Genomic DNA, 20,981 nt, shown 5'->3' with positions numbered 1-20,981 from the left:
CTGCTGAGTGCCACACCGAAACGACCGCCGGGACACAGAGTGTCCCGGCGGTCGCGGTCGTACGGCTCTTGCGGGCAGCCGCTAGAGAGGGAGGGTTATCCCGAGTTCTTCCATGGCCGAGGAGGGCGGGCCGCCTTCGGAACGTTCGGTCTTGTAGCCCTTGACCCGCGGGGTGAGGGTGCGAGGGTCGACGCCTTCGGCGGGAGCGCCGGTGGCGTAGAGGCCGGTGGGCTGGCTGTCGCGGTCGTGCGGGAGCAGCCAGAAGACTCGACGTCGGAAAGTGCCGGACGCGCGGGATGCTTTGGCCGTGCCGCTGAGGACGGCGTAGCCGACCATGCGGCCGTCGCGGTGGTAGGCGGGTTTTGCCTTCCGCGTGGGCAGGCGGTCGAGGCTCTGGCGGACGTAGTCGAGTTGGTCGATGTCCTCGAGCCAGACCAGTTCGGTCTCGTGGCTGATCTCGTCCTCAGTGATCAGGGAGCTCATGCGGGGGCGTCCCTTTCCTCGTCGGTGAGCAGTCCGATACCGGGGTAGTGCTTACGCTGGTTCGACAGGATCATCTCCTTGGGAGAGGCGAGGCCGACGAGTTCGCGGGTGCGTGCGGCGAACGCCCGTGAGGACATGACCGGTGCTCCTTCATTGTGGCACCAGGTCTTGTAGGCGCTGTAGAGGGATGTCTGTTCGGCTCTTAGTTCGGGTGCGAGTGCGCAGGTTTCGTCGTAGAAGCGGCCGGTGTGGTCCTCGGTCTCCGCGTAGGCGCTGGTGGCGATGCGGACGCGTTCGGGGCCGGTGAGGTCCCGGTCGCCGGCGAGGTAGCGGCGGGCTCCGTCGATGAGCCAGCCGAGGATGCCGGGGCCTTCTTCGGTGACAAGGATGTCGGCCAGGTTGTCGATCTTGCGGTCGTCGGAGACCACTCGCTCGAAGGGGATCAGGCGCATGCGCCGCCAGAAGGCGAAGCCCCCGGTGCCCACTTCGGGGCGGTGGTTGCCGAGCAGCCACAGTTTGTGGGTGGGCTCGAAGCTGAAGAAGTCCTGGCGCATCCGGCGGGCCTTGATCCGGTCGCCGCCTGTGAGGAGCTTGACGCGGGCCTCGTCGAACTTGTCGCCGGGCTTGACCTCGGAGCAGACGATGACGCGGCGGCCGTGGAGTTCGGCGAGGTCGGTGGGGTGGCCTTCGTAGGGGCGGGCCATGAGGAATCCGGGCGGGGCCGCGTCCGCGTAGTCGCCCAGGAGCTTCATGAGGACGTCGAGGAGGACGGACTTGCCGTTCTTTCCCGAGCCGAAGAGGAACGGCAGGATCTGACCGCCGACGTCGCCGGTGACGGAGTAGCCGAGCAGGATCTGCAGATAGTCGATCATCTCCCGCCCTTCGGCCTCGCTGCCGAAGGTGTCGGTCAGGAATCGCTCCCAGCGGGGGGTGGGCTGGGCCTGCGGGGCGACGGACGTGGACCGGGAGTGGAAGTCCTTGTTGGGGTCGGGGATTTTGCTCAGGCCGGTGCGCAGGTCGACGATTCCGGTGGGCGTGCACAGCGCGTAGGGGTCGGCGTCCAGGCGGGCCGCGTTGAGGACCATGCCGGGGGCTGATTTGGCCTGGCTGAGCATGGCGTTTATACCGGTGGTCGACAGGGCGCGCCGGCGGTGGGTGACCAGGGCGGTGGTGGTGAACAGGCCGCGCGGGTCGTGAGCGGCGATGGCCTCGGCGAGGTCGCCCGCTGCCCATTGGACGCTGTCGTCCTCGTCGATCTGCCAGCGGGTGGTGTCCCACCGGTACCAGCCGATGCCGGGAACGTGCCGGTAGTCGTTGGCGTAGAGCCGCACGAACAGCTTGGCGTTGCCACGGTCCGAGAGGGTGTCGGGCAGCAGTCCGTCGGGGGTCGCCGCGCCGTCGAGCCCGTCGTGGCTGTCGTGGCTGTCGGACCGAGTGGGCGCGGGGACAGCGGTGTTGCCCTGGGCGCGGATCTGGGCGGCGACCGCCTGGGGGTTGAACTCGAAAAGAGCGTCGGATCTGGGGGCTGTCACGGCTGCCTCCCGCTGTCGTGGAGGGGACGCTTGATACCTGCTGCGAGTCCGCTGCGGATGATGGTGTCGATGCGTCGTTCCTGTCCTGGGCGGGCCTGGAGGGCGGTGTCTCGCAGGAAGGAGTCGGCTTCTTGCCGGGCAAGACGGCCTGCGGCGACGAGTCCGCCCAGAGTGTAGGCCGCGCGGTTGAGGAGGTAGGAGAAGCCGGCGCCTTCGGCGACCCGGCCGCATTCGTGCACGGGGGCGAGAATCGCTGTCAGCAGGTCGCTGTCGCCACTGCCGGCGGCGGCAACGGCTTGCCGGGCGCGGGGCGGGACGAGCCTGGGCGCGGGGATGTGGGCGGGCAGGTGGCCGGTGCGCTCCAACTCGTGGGCCAGCCAGGCCGGGAGCGGGGCGGGTTCTCTGGTGGCGCCGATCGGCGTGTAGGGGCCGTTCCGTACGTGCGTGCCGGGGGCGACGATGTAGCTGCCGTGGGCACGGATGTCGACCTGCCAGGCGAGGGCCCGGGCGGGGCTGGAGCCGACGGAGGACTGCCAGCTGCGGTCGGAGCGGTACCAGACATGCATGCCGCCCGATGGCGTGCGCACCCGCAGCGTTTCGGTGTCCTGGTCCGGGCTGGTCCTGCCCCGCAGCGCGGCCAGGACGCCGAGCGTGTGGAATCCGTTGGTCAGGCCGGTGAGATCGACCTGCTCGCCGATGGGAATCCCGGGCAGGATGCGGTCCCGGGCCGGGGGCTCGGTCACATGGGCATCGATGTCGATGACGATGAGCCCGGCCGCACCGCAGGCAACGCCGATGCCGAACTGCGGTCGCTCTCGCCACCACTGCCGGATGCGGTCCTGGTCCAGCGTCGCCGCGTGGAAACCGTGGCACCAGCGACCGGCGGGCAGACACGGGCACTGCGCCGGGGCGTGGGAACTCGTACGGCAGTCGGCGCAGTTGCCGACCGGGGTCTTGCGGCCGGGAGAGAGCGGGAGCACGGGCCAGCCGCGGCGGGCACACCACTGTGCGCTGGCCAACGACGACGCAGCGACTGAACGATCCCCCGCGGACTGCCCTGAGTCGCTGCGTGGAAACCGCAGCTCAGAAGGCATCCTGTTCCCCTATCAGCGACCGAAGCGACTCAACGACGAACACAGACTAGCTAACGAGCCTGCTGGGGCGGGGGAGGGTGCTGCGCAGCGCGTCCGCTGCCGTGTCGGTTCGTCGGGTCCCGGAACCTCGACGGGGTGGGGAGTACGGAACCGGTCAGCTCCAGCGACTCTAGCGACCCAACTGCCTCTATGTGGTGCTCCCGCACGGAAGGGGAGGCGAACATTGGCACAGCTTGCCGCGACAGTCGCTTGAGTCGCTGTTGACAGCGACTCAAGCGACTGGACCCCGTCTCCCGAACAAAAGGTGCGTTTCTGGGGATATTTGCCTGGGAGGCGGCGGGGGTGTGGGCTCCGGCCAGTGGGCGCAGCTACTGGCGGGCTTTGCGCAGCGACTGACCGGCTTCAGTAGCTGCTCCCTGGTCTCATCACGTTCTCGCAGCTCAGAGGGGTAATCCCAAACCCAACAGCGACTGAAGCGACTGAAGGCTTCTATATATAACGCACACGCACACACACTAACTAGCTCATATATAGCGATGTTCGGTCGCTTCAGTCGCTGTCCTGGGGTCCGTAGGTCTGTGACCTGGTCTTTTCGCAGCGACCCAAGCCAGCTACCCGAGGAGCCAGGGTCGCTCTTCTACAGTCGCTCCCCGTGCCGCGCGGATCCGGGCCTGCTCTTCAGGTTCGGTGAGTGAGTCGCTTCAGTCGCTGTCGGGGGCGCGGGGTCCGGCGCCCGCAGTCGAGCCGCGCCGGCCCCTCAACCGCACCACACTCCCCCGCGCCCGAGCTGGCTGTGTCGGTGGCATCTGTTCGGTAGCACCTTTGCGGTGGGTCTCAAGCGCTCAGTGGGCCTGTGCGGGCCTGAGCCTGGCAGGGGGTCGGGTGAGGTCGGCGACGACCCGGGCGGGCAGTGGGGCCGTACTGAGGGTCTCTCCCGCCTTGGTACCGGACCACCCCGCCCCGACAGGCTGAGCGAGAACCGCCGGACGGACACCGAAGAGAGTGGAGGTCCACTCCCCCACCGGAGATCAGGACCATTCCCAGCGGACCTCCTGCGATCCTTCAGCGCTTTTATGGCGAGCCTTGAGGAGTCTCCCTCCCTGCCCGCCCCCCCGTCAGATAGTTCAACGCTCAATAAGTTCTCTCAGAGGCTCTGAGAGCTGGGGTCGAGAACGGCGGGATGAGCGGTTCCGGCGGTTCTCCCCCACTTCCCTTAGGACCTGTCCCGACGAGCGGCATCGCCGGACCGCTGCGGCCGCTTCGGCAGCCCGGACCGTACAGCCCTTGCGGAGCTCTCCCTGCTCCTCCCGCCGCGCCCTTGCTGGCTGTCACGGCGGGAGGAGCAGGAGCAGGCCGGAACCGACCAGGCAAGGCCAGGTCGGACTTTCCTGGTGCGCTGCCGGAGTGCGGCACCCACCGTGCCGTGCCGGCGTCGAGGCGTGCCCCGGCGGGCGCCGGCCAGCGCACCTACCTGCGGCAGGTCCGGAAACTGATTGCCCGGCAAGGAACTCCCCTTCCGGGCGAGAGACCTGCTGCCTCAGCAGACGCACCGCCGGCGGACTTGCGGACTGCTGGGCCGTCAGGAGCTCGGCTGTTGTGCCTCGGACGGACCGGGCCGAGAAGCAACTGTCAGCGCCCGTTCCGAAAGAGCCGCGCCGCGCAGTGGTCGTCGGGAGCACAGAAGCCAGGAGAGCTGTGCCCGCCGTGACGACGTGGAGCGGGCCGAGCTGTCGGGCCGTGTTCCGTGCGGAGCCTGAACCACCCCGGGCAGCGGAACAAGCAGAGACCCGGCCGGCGTCCCTCGCGCTCTGAAGGATTGCCCTGAGTCGAGTGAGGTCCTCTACCGCGCGCCCTTTCGGTGCGGCTGATGCTGCGGGCCGGATGCCGGGCTCATGGCCGAAGGCAGGAATCTCGGTGTGACGTGAGGGCGTCACCGTGCTGCTGAAGTGACAGGGCAGCAGCACGGATACATGCACTTCTCTGTTCCATCGATCCCGTCCAGCAAGGTGTTGTCCGGTCAGGGATCCCGGGAGGAGAGCTGATGGGAGGTGAATGAGAGTGACGACCGGCCGGGAGCTGACGAGGACTGAAAGGGTGCTGTGTCGAGCCGGACCCGGAGGCCGAACGCCCGGGCACTGCCTCACGGTCAGCACGGCAGTGAGGCGCTCCCGACCGCTTGCCACTCCCCTGACTCGGATACTGACGGAGTGTTCGGCAGCATCGAGCACAAGCACCTGCTTGCCTGCGCAAAGACGCGGATTCTGTGCGGGGTCGCGTGGCAGAAAGGGTGGACAGGACTCACTGAAGGCGAGAACAGAGGCGCCGCGGCACCGCATACCGCTCCGCGCACTCACTCACGCCCGTACGGGAGCCGCTTCCCGGCAGCCGACATCGTTGGGTCGCGAAAGGAGCTGCTGCTCCCCCTGTGCCGTCGGCTCCTGCCGAGATCAGGAGGAGCAGAGACACCCGCAGTCGAACACACCGGATGCAAGCCGAGCGGTGGGTCGACCCCTGCCCGGTCACCCGGCCTCGCTTCCGTTGCAGGGCTGCCAGATCTGTTCAGGGGTGGCACTGCCCTGGTGAGTCCCCTCTGACGAGAACCACTGTGCACGATCTGATGGCGCGACCTGATCTCCGTCTGACAGGTCTTCAAGGTCTGCGATGGGTACTGGTTCCAGCGGCAGGAAGATGCGTATAGTGCTGACGTACTGAAGCTAAAAAACAGCATCTGACCTGGGGAAACAAACATCACTGCAAACATGGACGCAAGCTTGCGGGCAAGCATGTGGATCGGTGACGATTCACGCGTGGAGACGTGTCCTGCTTTCGGTGATGCTCCATATGGTCGTGTTGGCTCACTCTGTTGCCTGATGGGATGCGTTGGCGAAAGTAATGCCACGTGCTTTCATGGTGACGTTGACCCTCACCAGGAAGGCGGCGGGCACCCAAGTCACGTTGCAAGCCCGTGTGCAAGTCTCGATGTACGCCCACCTGTGTGCCGGTCAGCCAGCGCGGATGGATGTGAGTCCATGCACGTACATGGCAGCCAACGGGTATGCCCGCATTCCCGTACGTGCTGCGACGGGCAGCGCGGTGTGACGAGTGATGCGCGGCTGTGCGTGCCCAGGAGTGGGACGCAGCACCCAACTGCCCGTCAATTTGCTTACCGGGTCAGCAGCACTCTTGCCGGTCGAAGTGACCGCCAGACTGTGTATCGGTCTCGAAGCCGGTCAGCGTGTCGGAGTGGTTGCCTGGTTGTCCCCGGGAATGTGTGTGTGGTCGCGGGTCGGGCACCGTGCCGGGACGCAGGTCTGCCAGCTGATGCGATGACGAGTACGGAGCCGTGCAGAACTGGTCGCGGGCATGGCCGTCGGAATGCGAAGAAGCCCGCAGGCGGGCTCGGTTACCCGCGTGGCCGTGAACAGGAGGGCAGGCGCTGTGGCGCGGAAGCGGGTGAACGTGCAGGTGCGAGTGGGGGCCCGAATTGACGTTTGGGTGCGGGCCTGAGGACTGTCCAGGATGCAGGTAGGAGGCCAAACCCGCGTGTGGATCCGGACGCAAGTGTCCCTTGCCACCTGTGGACATGTGCGCTGCTGGATGGCCCCGTGAGCCCGGCGGCGGGCAGGCCGGGGTCTTGGTCTGCTGGCCCGAGGGGTTGATGGCGCGCCTGTTCGCGGAGCTGCCTGCCGCTGCACAGGCGAACCTGTCCGGGTAGGTGTTGATGGGCCGTCATGCGCGGGACTGGGTGTCCCTGCCTGAGGGCACCTTTGATCCTGTGCCGGTGCGGACGCGTGTTGCTGTGCGGGTATGGAGATCATCCTGGTAGCGTGTGCAGCGCTTTGCGTCACAACTTCCTTGGAGGTGGCTGGTTCTGTGGGAGTGCCAGATGTGCTCACTGCCGGCCCCACCACTGGGGGAGTGGTTGTCGATCGGGTTTGCTCCACAACGAAGATCCGGACGACGACAGATGCGGGGCACCAAGCTTGAGCATCAACAGAGAACACCTCGCCGACCTGCCGAAAGGGAGTCGTGCAGGGGTCTGCCGGGCCCCGAAGAGGGGTTTCGTGGGGTCCTCGGCATCAGGGTCGGCCTCTACGGAGCGCAGGATCGTTCTGAGAGAACTTTCAGCTGGTCAAACCGTCGAGAAAAGGGCAAAACTCCCTCTGCTCGTCGCCGTTCTCCACCGGTTTCCCCACCCGTCCCCGCCCGCCCTCACCCGTCTTCGGGCCTGAACCAGACTGAGAGGATCCATGTCCAGTCCCTTCGCTGCACCTGACAATCAGCAGCACCTGCCCCCGATCCCGTGGGCCTCGCTGTCGCACATCTTCATGTTCGGCAACGGCAAGGGCGGCGTGGGCAAGTCGTCGGTCTCGGCCAACGCGGCGGGGAAAGCGGCGCGCAGCGGTCTGCGGACGCTCATCATCGACTGCAACGCGCAGGGCAACATCGCGCGGGAACTCGGCTACAAGCGCGCCGAGTGGAACGACGGGGGAGCGGCGCTCCTGGAGTCCCTGCGGACCGGCACCGCGCTCAGGCCCCGGCGGGGCGTCCGGGAGAACCTGGACGTCGTCATGGGCGGTCCGGCCCTCGGCGACGAGTTCGGCATCTTCTTCCACACGCTGCTCGCGAAGGAAGGGCCGCACGCGTATCTGCGACTGCTGATGTGCCTGCTGCCGATCGCGCACGAGTACCAGATCATCATTCTCGACACCCCGCCCGAGAACCCGTCGCTCCAACGGCTCGCTCTGTCGGCCGCGCGCTGGCTGGTCATCCCGGTCAAGAGCGACGGGGGAGCGGAGGACGGTCTGGCGCAGATCGGCCTGGAGTTCTCCTACGTCCGATTCGTCAGCCAGCTCAACCCCCATCTGGAACTGCTCGGGGTGCTGCTGTTCGACACGGGGCGTACGTACACCGGCATCCACGCCGACGTACGGCGACAGGTGCAGAAGGTGCTCGGCGAGGACGCGCACATGTTCAAGCACCTGATCGGACACACGGAGTCGGTCGCGCGCCTCGTGCGCAAACGGGGGCTGCTCGTGCAGGAGTTGGCCGACCGGCGCAGGGAGGGCGACCGCTCCGTGCCCGAGACCGTCGAAGGACTGGCCTCCGACTACGAAGGATTCACCGAAGAGATGTTCGCTCGGGCACTCGAGCTGAGGAAGGACGCTGCCGCATGACCCCGCCCAAGGGCAAGAAGCACACGGCCGAGGACACCGAGGAGCAGAGCATGTCCGACGAGGGCGTCGGCAATCTGTTCAGCGGCGGGGGCGGCGGCTCGGCGAGCGCGCTCGCCGGCTGGGCCACCCCGGCCCAGACGCAGCCCGCCGCCCCGGTGACCCCGATGCCCACCCCGGCCGCCGCTCCGACGGTGATCCCGCAGCCCGCCCGTGAGGCCGTGCGGGAGCCGGAGCCCGAGCCGCTCAACGACGCGGACACCGCCAAGCCCGTCGGCTTCTACGTGTCCCAGAACGTCGCGGCGCGCTTTCGCAAGCACCGCAAGCAGAACGACATCACGCACACCCAGATCGTGCTGATGGCCGTCGAGGCCGCGGCGGAGAAGGGCATCGCGCAGGTCGTCGAGGAGGCCCGCAGGGCACCCAAGTTCCAGTCCAAGCTGTTCGCCGTGACGGTCAAGCCCGACGACACGGACCTGCGCGGACTCGGCCCCGTGCAGTTGCAGTACAAGCCCACCAGGGCGCAGCGCGCCATCATCGACGGCCTGGTGGAGGAGTCCGGGCTTCCGGACCACACCAAGTTCCTCGCGGTTGTCCTGGATCAGTTCCTGCCGGGGCGCAGAGACGCCTGAGTGATCCGCACGCGGGGGAGGGGTGGTCTTCGGCCACCCCTCTCGCGCGTCCGGCGCCCGGCGGGGTGCGAGAGGCATGGCCCTTTTGTCCCGCGCCGCCTGAGCTGTGGTGGAGAGGCACTGGAGGGCCGCTGCGCGCGGCCCTAAGGGCTGCCTGCGGAATTCTTCGGGCCACGCTTACTTCCTACCTGCTGAACAGCCTTTCAAAGGCGTCGGCTCATTCCTCACCGGCTGATGTGCAAGCGCGGATTCTCCGAACTTGCACACCGCGATACGGCCAACTTCCGCGTCTATCGTGCCGTTTGCATTCACCCCTGACGGCGGGGGCGGGTCACACTGAGGAGAGTCATGTCTGGTGCAAGAAAGTCTTGGGTGGGGGCCTTTTTGGCCATGGCGGTCGTGAGTACCGTCGCGGCGACCGCGATACCGGGCCAGGCCGCGTCCGGTCATTCCGCCCCAAAGGTCTCGCCGACCGCCGTGGTCGTGGCGAACGACCTGCACAACCCGCGGTCGCTGCGCGTGCAGGCGGACGGTTCACTGCTCGTCGGAGAAGCCGGCAGCAGCTCGGCCTCCTGCACACCGCCGGCCGAGGCCGGCCGCAACCGGTGCCTCGGCTTCACCGGTTCGCTGTACCGCGTCGAGGGCTCCTCCAAGCGCCGCGTGGTCACCGGTCTGCCCTCCGAGCAGATCAACCAGAACTACGGCACCAGCGTGCTGACCCGGATGGCGGGCGTGGTCCAGGGCGAGTACGCCGGCAACGGCAGCTACCGGGTCAGCTACGGCCTGAGCGGTGTCCCTGCGGACCGGGCGGCACTCGGCGCGGGCAGCGGCCCGCTCGGCACGCTGAGCACCTCCAAGGGCAAGGTGCTGGGCGACCTGGCGCAGCACGAGCTGGCGCACAACCCCGACGCCGGCAACCCCGGCGTCACCGAAGTCTTCTCCAACCCGTGGGCGTTCGCCAAGGACGGAGCGGACTTCCTCGTCACCGACGCCGGTGCCAACGACCTCATCCGGGTCCACCCCGACGGCACCACCGAAACCGTGTTCGCCTTTCCCACCAACACCCGGACCAGCGACAACACACCCCAGCAGGCGGTGCCCACCGGTGTGGTGCGCGGCCGGGACGGTGCCTTCTACATCGCCGACATGGGTGGAATGAACCTGGGACTGAGCCGCATCTGGCGCTACGTCCCCGGGAGTGCGCCGACGGTCTTCCTCACAGGCCTGACCGATGTCATCGACCTCGCCGTGGCGCCCAACGGAGACCTGATCGCCCTGTCGATCGGTTCCGGCCCGTCGGACAACTGGGGGCCGGGCACGCTGACCCGGATCAACCCCCGTACCCGGGAGGCCACTCGGATTCCGACCCAGACCGAGCTGACGGAGCCCACCGGGCTGGCCGTCACCGCCAAGGGCGACATCTACGTCACCAACAACACCCAGAGCGACAGCGCGGGTGAACTCCTGAAGTTCCCGGCGGTCTGATCGGGCTTCCCGGCCGCGACGCAGGCACGCCCGCCGGCGTACGAGGGTGGTTTGTCACACTCGTACGCCCGGCGGTGTCTTCATGACAACCAGGCCGCAAGGCCTCTCGAGAAGGAGAACACCATGGCCCCGCGTATCCCCAAGGCCGAGCTGCCCGCCGAGATGGCTGAGGCTCTGGTCAAGCAGCTCGGTTCCGTGCCGGAGCCCGTCGAGGTCGTCTTCAACAACCCCGCCGTCGCCACGTCCAACCTGGAGTTCTCGGGCAAGGTCGCCGCGTGGGACCAGGTCGACGAGGGCCTCAAGACCTTCTCGCACATGGCCGTCGCGGCCCAGGTCGGCTGCAGCTGGTGCCTGGACATCAACTACTTCGCCGCGCTGAACCAGAACCTCGACCTGGACAAGGCCAGCCAGGTGCCCAACTGGCGCGACTCCGAAGCCTTCACCCCGCTGGAGCGCGAGGTGATGGAGTACTCCGAGGCGATGACCAACACCCCGCCGACCGTCACCGACGAGCTGTCGGCGAGCCTGCTCAAGCAGCTCGGGCCGGCAGGCCTGGTCGAGCTCACCGTGTTCATCGGGTTCGCCAACCTGTCGACCAGGGTCAACACCGCCCACGGCATCACGTCGCAGGGCTACTCCGAGGCGTGCCAGATCCCGTTGGCCACGAAGCGCCCTCAGACATCGGACGCCGCCTGACAACATGATCGGTGTGACTCATGACGCCATGACCCATGACCCGTTCGTCGCCCACCGCACCCTGTTGTTCACCGTGGCCTACGAGATGCTCGGCTCCGCGGCCGACGCCGAGGACGTGCTCCAGGAAACCTGGCTGCGCTGGGCCGACGTCGACCGCGCCCAGGTGCGCGAGCCGCGGGCGTACCTGGTAAGGGCCGTCACCCGCCAGTCCCTCAACCGGCTGCGGACCCTGTCGCGCAGCCGCGAGGACTACGTGGGGGAGTGGCTCCCGGAGCCGCTGCTGACCAGCCCCGACGTGGCAGAGGACGTCGAACTCGCGGAGAGCGTCTCGATCGCCATGCTCACCGTGCTTGAGACGCTCGCTCCCACCGAGCGCGCCGTGTTCGTCCTCCGCGAGGTCTTCGACATGCCGTACGGGGAGATCGCCGAGGCCGTCGGCAAGTCGGCGGCCGCCGTGCGGCAGATCGCGAAACGCTCGCGCGAGCACGTGGCGGCCCGACGGCCCCGGATGCGCGTGAGCCGCTCGGAGCAAGAGGCCGTCGTGGACCGGTTCCTGGCCGCGCTGCGCACCGGCAGGCTCCAGGACCTGCTGGAGGTCATGGCACCCGACGTCGTCATGATCACCGACGGAGGCGGAGTGGTGGCCGCCTCGCTCGTTCCGATCCACGGAGCGGCCGAAGTGGCACCGGTGCTCGCCCGGGTGCAGCAGGTGGGCGACGGTCAGGGGACGAAGGCCGTGTGGCTCAACGGCACGCCCGCGGGCCGTGTCGAGTTCGACGGTGCGCCGACCGCGATCAGTGTCGACGTGGAGGACGGACGCGTCGTCCGGATCTACGTGGTGCGCAACCCGAGCAAGCTGACCCGGCTGGGCGAGCCCGCCCGACTTGCCAGGTGATCAGGGCTCTTCGGCAGGCGTCATGAGCGGTCCGGGCGGTGCACACCGCCCGGACCGCTCGTTTTTCATAGGGAGTTCGCACTCGGAGGCAGGCGTCAGGTGAGCCCCGCGAGCCGCAGCAGCAGCGACTTCACCTCGGTCGCGGCGAATGTCCCGCTCACCTCGCCGGGACGTGAGCACAGCAGCACCGGGCCGTCCTCGGGCCGCTCCGGCAGCCTGCCGTGGCTGCCGCGCACCGGGGCCGGATCCAGCGGGACCACCGCCATCCGGTAGCGCATGCCCAGCTTCTTGCGGGCCACCGCACCCGCCGCCCGCACCTTGACGTACGGGTCGAGCGGGTCCAAGAACAGCTCGGCGGGGTCGTAGCCGGGCTTGCGGTGGATCTCCACGAGCTGCGCGAAGTCCGGGGCGCGGGCGTCGTCCAGCCAGTAGTAGTAGGTGAACCAGGAGTCCGGCTCGGCGAGCGCCACCAGCTCACCCGAGCGCGGGTGATCCAGACCGTGCTCCTTCTTGCCCTCGTCGCCCAGCAGCCGGGCGACCCCCGCGACGTCCTCCAGCGCCTGACGCACCCCGGCGACGTCCTCGGGCCGCCGTACGTACACATGGGCGAGCTGATGGTCGGCGACCGCGAACGCACGGGAAGCCATCGGGTCCAGGTACTCCATGCCGTCCTGAGTGTGGACCTCGAGGTAGCCGGCGCGGCGCAGCACCCGGTTGAGGTCGACGGGCCGGCTGACGTCGGTGATGCCGTACTCGGACAGGACGACCACGGTGCGGCCCTCCGCCTCGGCGTCGTCGAGCAGCGGGGCGAGCGCCGCGTCCAGGTCGGCGGCGGCTCTGAGCGAGCGGGGATCCTTCGGGCCGAAGCGCTGAAGGTCGTAGTCGAGATGCGGTACGTAGCACAGCGTCAGGTCGGGACGGCGCGTGCGGTTGAGGTGCAGGGTCGCATCGATGATCCACTGGCTGGAGACGAGGTCGGCGCCCGGCCCCCAGAAGCTGAACAGCGGGAACGTGCCGAGTGCGGCGTGGAGTTCGTCGTGCAGTTCGGGCGGCCGCGTGTAGCAGTCCGGCTCCTTGCGGCCGTCGGCGTAGTACACCGGCCGCGGCGTCACCGTGAAGTCGGTGTCCGCGCCCATCGCGTACCACCAGCAGACGTTGGCGACGGTGTAGCCGGGGTGCAGACGGCGGGCCGCGTCCCAGAGCCGGTCGCCCTCGACGAGACCGTTGTGCTGACGCCACAGCAGCACTTCGCCGAGCTCACGGAAGTACCAGCCGTTGCCGACGATGCCGTGCTCGGCGGGCAGGGTGCCGGTCAGGAACGTCGACTGGGCGGCGCAGGTGACGGCCGGCAGCACCGTACCGAGACCGGCACGCGAGCCGGCGCCGCCGAGGGCGCGCAGGCGCGGCATGTGTTCCAGGAGCGCGGGGGTGAGTCCCACCACGTCGAGAACGAGCAGGGGGGTGGGGTCTGTCGCGGACGCGGTCACAGCTGCTCCTTGAGTCCGAGATCGGTCAACAGGTCGCGGGCGAGGCGCAGTTCGGCGGCGATACCGTCGGCGAGCTCGGCGCCGGAGCCCGGGCGGGCCGCGGGCGGCAGGGCCTGCCAGGTGTAGGTCTCGACCTCGAAGTGGGTGCTGCGGGCCGTCTCCCCGCCGACCAGCACGGCGAGCGTCGTGCGCAGCACGTCGAGGGTGGAGGCCAGCGGAGGGGCGGGCGGGGCGTGCAGCGGTACGTGGAAGTGGGCGCGCCAGGGCACGGAGTCCGGCAGGAGCCCGCCCGCCAGCGCCTGCCCGAGATCGTCGGTACCGTGCAGGACACCGCCCGCGCGGGCCCGCGTCTGGTGCAGGAAGCGGGGCTCGTCGAAGGCGGCGAGCGCGGCGCGGACCGCGGGATCGCGCGGGTCGTCCGCGTGCAGGGCCGCCGACAGCTGCACCTTGGGCACGGGGACGCCCGCCCGGTCGAGGGCCGCGAGCGCCTGCACGGGATCCTCGAAGGAGGTCGCCAGATGACAGGTGTCCAGGCACAGGCCGATGCGGTGGCCCGGCAGGGCGGCGAGCGGGGCGAGCGCGTCGGCGGTCGTCTCCACCACGCAACCCGGCTCCGGCTCCAGGGCGACACGGATCGAGCGGCCCGTCTCCTGCTCCACGTGGTCGAGGCGGCGGGCCAGTTCGGCCAGCGCCCGGTGCGCCGCTTCGGCGGCGGCCTCGTCGAAGCCGGTGCGCCAGGCCAGCGGCAGCGTGGAGATGCTGCCCTCGGTGACGTCCCGCGGCAGTAGCCGGGCCAGCAGACGGGCCAGATCGCTGGTGTAGTCGAGCCGCTCCGGGTCACTCCAGTCGGGCCGGTACACGCGGTACTTGACCACGTCGGCACCGAAACCCTGGTAGGGGAAGCCGTTGAGCGTGACGACCTCCAGGCCGCGCCGTTCCAGCTCGGTGCGCAGGCGGCGCGGCGCGGCGGCATCGGCGTTCAGGGCGCGCACCGCGTCGCGGGCCAGCCACAGTCCCACACCGAGGCGGTCGGTGCCCAGACGCCGGCGGACCGGTTCACCGTAGGCGGCGAGCTGGGCGACGACCCCGTCGAGGGTTTCGGCCGGATGGACGTTGGTGCAGTAGGCGAGGTGCACGGTGGAGCCGTCGGGGTGGGTCAGGCGCATGGGTCACTCGCCGCCACGCAGGATGGAGTTGCCCTCGTGCAGCGACACGGGCTCGGGGAGTTCGAGCGCGAGCCGGCCGCTGAGCCCGTAGAACGCGACGGGGTTGCGCCACAGCACCCGGTCCACGTCGTCCTCGTCGAAGCCGGCGGCGAGCATCGCCTCGCCGACCTTGCGGGTCTTGAGCGGATCGCTTCGGCCCCAGTCCGCGGCCGAGTTGACCAGGACCTGCTCGGGCCCGTACTCCCGCAGGACGGCGACCATGCGGTGCTCGTCCATCTTGGTGTCCGGGTAGACGGAGAAGCCGAGCCAGGCGCCGGCGGCCTTGGCCTCCTTGACCGTGGTCTCGTTGAGGTGGTCGACGACGACGTGGTCGACGGGCAGCTTCGACTCGGCCACCACGTCCAGGGTGCGGCGCAGTCCCACCAGCTTGTCGCGGTGCGGGGTGTGCACCAGGGCGGGCAGGCCGTGCTCCGCGGCGAGTTCGAGCTGCGCCGCCAACGCCGTGTCCTCGGCGGGCGTCATCGAGTCGTAGCCGATCTCGCCGACGGCGACGACACCGTCCTTGACCAGATAGCGCGGCAGTTCGTCCAGGACCGGGGTGCAGCGCGGGTCGTTCGCCTCCTTGGGGTTGAGGGCGATGGTGCAGTGGTGCGCGATCCCGTACTGCGCGGCCCGGAACGGCTCCCAGCCCAGCAGTGCGTCGAAGTAGTCCAGGAAGCTCTGCGGTGAGGTGCGCGGCTGGCCGAGCCAGAAGGCGGGCTCGACCAGGGCGCGCACCCCGGACGCATACATTGCCTCGTAGTCGTCGGTGGTGCGCGAGGTCATGTGGATGTGCGGGTCGAAGATGCGCATCAGGTGTCCTTGGCGGTCAGGGCGAGTACATGGCTGAGATCCCCGGGGACGGGTCGCCCCGCGGCGGTGCGCTCCGCGGCGAAGTCGCCCAACATGCGGGCGAGTTCGCCGTCGCCGCGGGCCCGTTCCGCGAGTGCGGCGACGGCGGCCAGGGGCACCCCGGTGAACAGGCACTTGAGGACGGCGTGGCGCCAGGCGTGGGCGTCCAGGTGCGTCGCGGCGAACGGCCCGACGGCGGCGGCGACGAGGCCGGTGTCGTTGGCGCGCAGCGCGTCCTCGACCAGCGCCGTGCCCTCCTCGGGGGTGAGCCGCAGGTGCGGCAGGGCCAGCAGGACGGCCCGGCGTTCGGCCCCGGTGCCCCGCTCGTAGAGCCTGCGCACGGCGGCCGCGTCGGGCCGGGCCGTGCGCAGCAGCAGCACCCGGGCTGTCAGCGCCTCCTGCGGCGAGTCGCTCTCGCGGCCGGCCGCTGAGAAGCGCAGCTCCCACTCCTGCGTGATCGGCATTCTCGCGGGTCTCCCTACGTGGACGGGGCCGCGAGCGCGGCGACGGGGGCCGGGGCTGCGTCATGCGGCTTGGCGAGCCGTGCGCGCAGGAACTCGATCGAGGAGCGGGCCAGTTCGGGTCCGGCGTGCGAGTGGCGGGGCAGCTCGACGACGGTGAGGCCCTGGTAGTTGGTGGCGTCGAGCGCGGCCAGCACCGGCGGGAAGTCGATCTCGCCCTCGCCGAAGGGAAGATGCTCGTGCGCTCCGCGCCGCATGTCCTCGATCTGTACGTGCCGCAGCCAGGGAGCGGCGGCGCGCACGCACTGGGCGGGCGGCAGCGGCTCCAGGCACTGGCAGTGGCCGATGTCGAGCGTGAGGCCGAGCCACGGGTGTTCGCCCGTTCGGGCGCGCAGCCGGTGGAAGTCGGCGAGGCACTCGACGAGATGGCCCGGCTCCGGTTCGAGCGCGAGCGGCACGCCGGCCCGCTCCGCGGCGTCGAGAACCGGACCCAGGGAGTCGCCGAGCAGCTCCCAGGCGGCGGCCTCGTCGACGCCCGCGGGCCGGACGCCGCTGAAGCAGTGCACCGCGTGCGCGCCGAGGTCCGCGGCCACCCGCACCGCGGTGACCAGCAGCCCGGTCCGCGCGGCCCGCGCCCCGGGCTCCGCGTCGAGCAGGGTCGGACCGTGTTTGCGGCGGGGGTCGAGAACGTAGCGGCCGCCGGTCTCGACGGTGACGGAGAGACCGAAACTGTCCAGCATCGCGGCGACGTGGTCGACGCGGCCCGCGAGGCCGGGGGAGAGGGGGTCCAGATGCATGTGATCCAGCGTCAGGCCGACGCCGTCGTAACCGAGTTCGGCCAGGACGGCGAGAGCGTCCTCAAGCCGCAGATCGGTCAGCCCGTTGGTGCCGTAGCCGAGGCGGACGCTCATGTGGGACTCACCTTCCGGGCGAGCCGACGGGCCACCGGGCCGAGCCCGGTGAGCAGCGCGGCGGAGGCGAGCGCACCGGAGCGGGCCGCGAGTGCCGCCTGGAGCGGGATCATCGCGCGGATCCCGCCGCCGACGGCCCTCTGGGTCAGCTGCGGCGACGGGTTGAGCGCGGCGTGCAGATAGGGGGCCGCGGCCGTCGCCACGTAGGCGCCGGCGAGGGCGGTGCCGGCATACACCTGGGGTCGCCGGCCGGTGCGCCGCCGGGCGCCGGTCAGCGCGCCGAGCGCGGTCGTCGCGCCGAGCGCGGCCAGCGGTGCGCCCGTCGAACCGCCCTGGGTCTCGCTCCGGGAGACGGTGGTGACGGCGTAGGTGTGCGCGCCGAGCACGGCGGCAGGCAGCAGGGCGCGGCGCACGGCAGCGGCCGTACCGCCGCCACCGGCACGGGAGCCGGTGCTCGCCACGGCGCCGAGCAGGAGGTCGAGACCGCGGGCGGCCGCCATCGCGGCCGGGCCCGCCGGTGTGTGCTTCAGGCGCAGGTCGTACGCCCACACGGTGCCGGCCAGCGCGGTCGCGGTCAGCGCGGCGGGGCGGCCCGCGGCCAGCGCGAGGCCCACCCCGGCGACGGTCAGACCGGCGGCCGCCGCCAGCGCCTGGCCGGGCCGGATCCGGCCCGAGGGCAGCGGCCGGTGCGGGCGCTCGACGGCGTCCTCGGCCCGGTCGGCCCAGTCGTTGAGGGCCATGCCCGCCTCGTACAGGCACAGCGAGGCACCGGTCACCAGGGCGGTACGGCCCCCGGGGCGGGCGCCGCTCGCCGCGGCACCGGCGAGCGCGTCGCCGGGGACGGTGAACAGGGCGGAGACCCGCAGGAGTTCGGCCCAGTCGCGGGGGGTGCTCACCGGGACTCCGACAGCGTCGCGGCGAACGCGAGGAGCTCGTCGTACTGCTCGGCGAGGGCGGCCGAGGTGCCGTCGGGGTCCTTGAAGTAGAAGCCGAGCGCGGTCAGGCCTCCGGTGAGGCCCGCCTCGTGGGCGCGGGCGGTGAGCCGGGCCAGGTCGAGCACCAGGGGCGCGGCGAGGGCCGAGTCGCAGCCCTGCCAGATGGTCTGCAGGATCATCCGCGAGCCGAGGAAACCCTCGAAGGCGACGTGGTCCCAGGCGGTCTTCCACTCGCCGAGTGCGGGCACGTCGTCGATGTGCACCTCGCCCTCGGGCAGCACGCCGAGGCTGTCCTCAAGGACCCGGTTCTTGCCCGCGTTCTTCGCCGCGGCGGCCGCGGAGTCGGCGAGCGCGGCGCCGTCGCCACCGCCGAGGAGATTGGTGCCGGACCAGGCCCTTACGTCCAGCGCGCGCTGGCGGAACATGGGCGCGAGCACCGCACGGAGCAGAGTCTGGCCGGTCTTGCCGTCCCGGCCCGCGTACGGCACTCCGGCCGCGGCGGCCGCCGCGGCCAGGGCCGGGTGACGTATCCCGGTGGACGGCGTGAAGTTGACGTAGGCGCAGCCCGCGCGCAGGGCGGCCGCCGCGTACAGCGAACTGGCCGGCAGCCGGTCCGCGTCCTTCGCCGGGGCGGGCTCGGTGGAGGCGACGTTCACGACGACGGTCCGGGCGAGGCCGGCGCGCCGGGTGAAGTCCTCGATGTCGGCCGCGAACGCGGCGATCAGCTCCTCGTCGGCGCGGGTGTCGCCGGCCAGCGGTCCGCCGGTGCGTATCTCCCGGTCGGCCGCGGCGAGTTCACGGTGCACGGCCCGTACCAGGCCGTGCGGCAGGACGCCCTGTTCGGCGAGGGCCTCGGCGCGCTTGGGCAGTGGTGTCTCGACGGTGTCGTGCCCGCCGAAGACGAGGTCGGACAGGGCGGGCAGCGCGGCGCCGGTGAACGCCTGCGACTCGGTGACCATGCCCGTCGGCCCGTAGAGCCCTGCGGCGAGTGCGGCGCCTCCGGCGACCGCGGTGGTGGCGACGGAGCCGCGGGCTCCGATGAACCAGACGCCGGTCCGACGACCGCTGTCGGGGCCGGTGGATGTTCCGGGTGTCTCGGCGTGCTCGGACACGGACGTCCTCCTGAGGTGCGTGGATGGTGAGAGACGAGCGGATGCGTTACCGGGCGCGTTCCTGGAGCCGTCCGGCCAGTTCGCTCCAGGCGGCCGCGCAGCTGCGGGCCAGGTCGGCGACTTCCGGGGCCCAGTGACAGGGCAGCCCGTGGGCGAGCGACTCGATGTCCTGGCCGGTGACGGAGTAGTGGTGCAGCCAGCGCAGGGCGCGGCGGCCGGATTCGCTCAGTCGCAGCGAGGGGTCTTCGTGGAGTTTGGCGAGCAGTCTGGGCCCGTCCACCGCGACGGCCTCGCGTTCATCGCGGGCGGGCGGGGTGAGCGGGCGCCTGCGGTCGGCTGGCGTCGGGGAGGGGGCGGCGGGCCCGCCGTCGTGGTAGCGGCCGGGCACGGGGTCCTCGCCCTGGTCGACCCGGCGCCGCACGTCGCGCACCGTGGCGGGGGAGAGCCCGGTGGCGCGGGCCACCTCACGCAGTCCCGCGTCGGGCGTCTCGCGCAGCAGCGCGGCGGCCCGGCGGCGGCGCCGCCCGCTGTCCAGGGGGCGCGTCCGGCCGTCCTGGCCGAGCCGGGTGCCGGTCGGCGCCGCGCGACCGTCCCCCGCCTGTTTGCGCAGGCGGGAGACGGTCTTGTCGGAGATGCCCACGGCCGCCGCGACCGCGCGGTCGGACCACTGGGGGAAGGCCCGGACGATACGCGCCGCCGCCGCTGTCCGGTCGGCGCGCGACAACGGCAGGCCATGGGTGACGTTGGCCCGCACGGCCAGCACGAACGCGGTGGCCCGGTCGCAGTCGATCAGCCGGGCCGGGATCTCGCTGTCCCCGTTGACCTGGGCCGCGTGGACCCGGTGGACACCGTCGATGACGCGCAGCGTGGGGCGGTGCACGATGATCGGCGGCATGCTGTCTCCGGCCTTGGCGAGCACCTGTACGTGGGCCTGGTCCGGGCCGGACTGCCGGGGGGAGCCGTCCAGGGCGAGCGAGTCGACGCGTACCCGGGTGACCGGGTGAGCCTCGATCCAGCGGGCCGACGGCGCGAATCCGCCGGGTCCGTCGGCCCGGTACGTCACCTGCTCGGCCATGGACAAGGTGCGCCTCCTGACGGCGTCTGCGGAGCGTCTGCGGAAACGGATCCGTTTCCGAGCAACATTGCAGGCGGTGCCGTCGAAGAGGTCAACGTGCCGCTAGCCGGTCTCGAATCCGGCTGGAGTCCCTCTCAAGGGCGTGATTGGCGGGAGCGGATCGCGCGCATCCTTGTCACAGTCCGGCGGTGGGCGGTGTCTTAAGTGATGTACCCACCGACAAAGGAAAAAGGAGTTTGTCATGGAACCCCGTCTGAACCTCTTCTCCATTCCGGTCGTCGCCAAGGCCCTGAAGAATTTCGGCGCGGCGAGCGCGGCGCTCATCAAGGAGTCGACGCTTCCGAAGACGACCCAGGACCTGGTGATGCTGCGGGCGAGCCAGATCAACGGATGCGGATACTGCACGGACGTGCACTCCAAGGACCTCGCGCACGCGGGGGAGACCTCGACGCGGCTCAATCTGGTCGCGGCCTGGCGTGAGGCGAAGGTCTTCACCGACGCCGAGCGTGCCGCCCTGGAGCTGACGGAGCAGGGCACCCGCATCGCCGACGGCGCCGGCGGCATCACGGACGACGCATGGTCCAACGCCGCCAAGTACTACGACGACGAGCAGCTCGGCGCCATCGTGTGCTTCATCTCGCTCATCAACTCCTCGAACCGCATCGGCGTTCTCAACCGCATCGCGGGCGGTGACTACACGCCCGGTCAGTTCGGCTGAGCCTCGATCGAGGAGCCACGGAAGGTCGGTGGAGTCCCACTGCCCGCCCTTCGGCGGGCCGAGCCGAAACCGCCTGTCAGATCCCTGTTTCGGCTCTTCCGGCCGGTGTGGGGGGGGGGGGGGGGCGGGGGGGCGCCCCCCGCGGTCCTGCCCCCCCCCCCCCCCCCACCTGCCCCAGCCTCCACCCCCGCACACCCCAAAAACACACCCAAACAGCAAACAACCCGACCCCCC

Annotated in this window: 16 protein-coding genes and 1 pseudogene; 6 read left to right on the top strand and 11 right to left on the bottom strand. The window is 70.3% G+C overall.

Annotated elements, in window-relative coordinates:
- Positions 1–81: 81 nt before the first annotated feature.
- The 3 genes from ACFVDP_RS39565 to ACFVDP_RS39555 are packed head-to-tail and all read right to left on the bottom strand — an operon-like array spanning position 82 to position 2,995.
- Positions 82–483 (bottom strand): DUF6009 family protein, encoded by a 402-nt coding sequence (locus tag ACFVDP_RS39565; protein WP_383501203.1) that lies wholly within the window; start codon positions 481–483, stop codon positions 82–84.
- Complete coding sequence (locus ACFVDP_RS39560; protein ID WP_383501200.1) at positions 480–2,015, bottom strand: phage/plasmid primase, P4 family; 1,536 nt, start codon at positions 2,013–2,015, stop codon at positions 480–482. Before ACFVDP_RS39560 ends, ACFVDP_RS39565 begins: the two co-directional genes overlap by 4 nt.
- Complete coding sequence (locus ACFVDP_RS39555; protein WP_383501197.1) at positions 2,012–2,995, bottom strand: bifunctional DNA primase/polymerase; 984 nt, start codon at positions 2,993–2,995, stop codon at positions 2,012–2,014. Before ACFVDP_RS39555 ends, ACFVDP_RS39560 begins: the two co-directional genes overlap by 4 nt.
- Before the next feature lie 4,364 nt (positions 2,996–7,359).
- Between ACFVDP_RS39555 and ACFVDP_RS39550 the strand changes: the two genes are divergently transcribed.
- The 5 genes from ACFVDP_RS39550 to ACFVDP_RS39530 all read left to right on the top strand — a co-directional run bounded on the left by ACFVDP_RS39550 (position 7,360) and on the right by ACFVDP_RS39530 (position 11,991).
- Positions 7,360–8,286: a ParA family protein gene (locus ACFVDP_RS39550; RefSeq protein WP_383501194.1), complete on the top strand. Its 927-nt coding sequence runs from the start codon at positions 7,360–7,362 to the stop codon at positions 8,284–8,286.
- A complete protein-coding gene (locus tag ACFVDP_RS39545) occupies positions 8,283–8,915 on the top strand; it encodes a hypothetical protein (RefSeq protein ID WP_383501192.1) in 633 nt (210 codons plus the stop codon). The genes ACFVDP_RS39550 and ACFVDP_RS39545 overlap by 4 nt, the downstream gene beginning before the upstream one ends.
- A gap of 390 nt (positions 8,916–9,305) precedes the next feature.
- Positions 9,306–10,400, top strand: coding sequence for a ScyD/ScyE family protein (locus ACFVDP_RS39540; RefSeq protein WP_383501189.1), 1,095 nt, complete (start codon positions 9,306–9,308; stop codon positions 10,398–10,400).
- Positions 10,401–10,523: 123 nt separating this feature from the next.
- The gene (locus ACFVDP_RS39535) at positions 10,524–11,096 is read left to right on the top strand and encodes a carboxymuconolactone decarboxylase family protein (RefSeq protein WP_383501186.1); all 573 of its coding nucleotides are present in this window, start codon (positions 10,524–10,526) and stop codon (positions 11,094–11,096) included.
- Between the two features lie 28 nt (positions 11,097–11,124).
- Positions 11,125–11,991: an RNA polymerase sigma-70 factor gene (locus tag ACFVDP_RS39530; RefSeq protein ID WP_383501183.1), complete on the top strand. Its 867-nt coding sequence runs from the start codon at positions 11,125–11,127 to the stop codon at positions 11,989–11,991.
- A gap of 95 nt (positions 11,992–12,086) precedes the next feature.
- Here the strand turns inward: ACFVDP_RS39530 and ACFVDP_RS39525 are convergent, their stop codons facing one another.
- The 8 genes and pseudogenes from ACFVDP_RS39525 to ACFVDP_RS39490 all read right to left on the bottom strand — a co-directional run bounded on the left by ACFVDP_RS39525 (position 12,087) and on the right by ACFVDP_RS39490 (position 20,029).
- Positions 12,087–13,478 (bottom strand): alkaline phosphatase family protein, encoded by a 1,392-nt coding sequence (locus tag ACFVDP_RS39525; protein WP_383501180.1) that lies wholly within the window; start codon positions 13,476–13,478, stop codon positions 12,087–12,089.
- On the bottom strand, positions 13,475–14,644 hold the full coding sequence (eboE, locus tag ACFVDP_RS39520; RefSeq protein ID WP_383501177.1) for a metabolite traffic protein EboE: 1,170 nt from the start codon (positions 14,642–14,644) through the stop codon (positions 13,475–13,477). The genes ACFVDP_RS39525 and eboE overlap by 4 nt, the downstream gene beginning before the upstream one ends.
- A 3-nt stretch (positions 14,645–14,647) precedes the next feature.
- On the bottom strand, positions 14,648–15,496 hold the full coding sequence (locus ACFVDP_RS39515; RefSeq protein ID WP_383501174.1) for a TatD family hydrolase: 849 nt from the start codon (positions 15,494–15,496) through the stop codon (positions 14,648–14,650).
- A pseudogene (locus ACFVDP_RS39510) lies at positions 15,496–16,011 on the bottom strand (EboA domain-containing protein); the annotation flags it as partial. The pseudogene ACFVDP_RS39510 and the gene ACFVDP_RS39515, both read right to left, overlap by 1 nt.
- 2 nt (positions 16,012–16,013) lie before the next feature.
- Positions 16,014–16,907 (bottom strand): sugar phosphate isomerase/epimerase family protein, encoded by an 894-nt coding sequence (locus ACFVDP_RS39505; protein WP_383501171.1) that lies wholly within the window; start codon positions 16,905–16,907, stop codon positions 16,014–16,016.
- Positions 16,904–17,803, bottom strand: a complete 900-nt coding sequence (locus ACFVDP_RS39500; RefSeq protein WP_383501168.1) for an SCO3242 family prenyltransferase — start codon at positions 17,801–17,803, stop codon at positions 16,904–16,906. The genes ACFVDP_RS39505 and ACFVDP_RS39500 overlap by 4 nt, the downstream gene beginning before the upstream one ends.
- Positions 17,800–18,954 carry an inositol-3-phosphate synthase gene (locus ACFVDP_RS39495; protein ID WP_383501166.1) on the bottom strand — a complete coding sequence of 385 codons (1,155 nt, stop codon included), beginning with the start codon at positions 18,952–18,954 and terminating at the stop codon, positions 17,800–17,802. Before ACFVDP_RS39495 ends, ACFVDP_RS39500 begins: the two co-directional genes overlap by 4 nt.
- Positions 18,955–19,000: 46 nt before the next feature.
- Entirely contained in the window at positions 19,001–20,029 is a 1,029-nt protein-coding gene (locus ACFVDP_RS39490; RefSeq protein WP_383501162.1) for a ParB N-terminal domain-containing protein, read from the bottom strand.
- Between the two features lie 241 nt (positions 20,030–20,270).
- Here ACFVDP_RS39490 and ACFVDP_RS39485 point away from each other — a divergent pair, with 241 nt between their 5' ends.
- Entirely contained in the window at positions 20,271–20,747 is a 477-nt protein-coding gene (locus tag ACFVDP_RS39485; RefSeq protein WP_383501160.1) for a carboxymuconolactone decarboxylase family protein, read from the top strand.
- Positions 20,748–20,981 lie beyond the last annotated feature (234 nt).

It is taken from the genome of Streptomyces sp. NPDC057694 (assembly GCF_042799415.1).
Lineage (GTDB): Bacteria > Actinomycetota > Actinomycetes > Streptomycetales > Streptomycetaceae > Streptomyces.
Note: the sequence above shows the minus strand (reverse complement) of the source record. Positions and strands in the feature narration are given on the sequence as shown.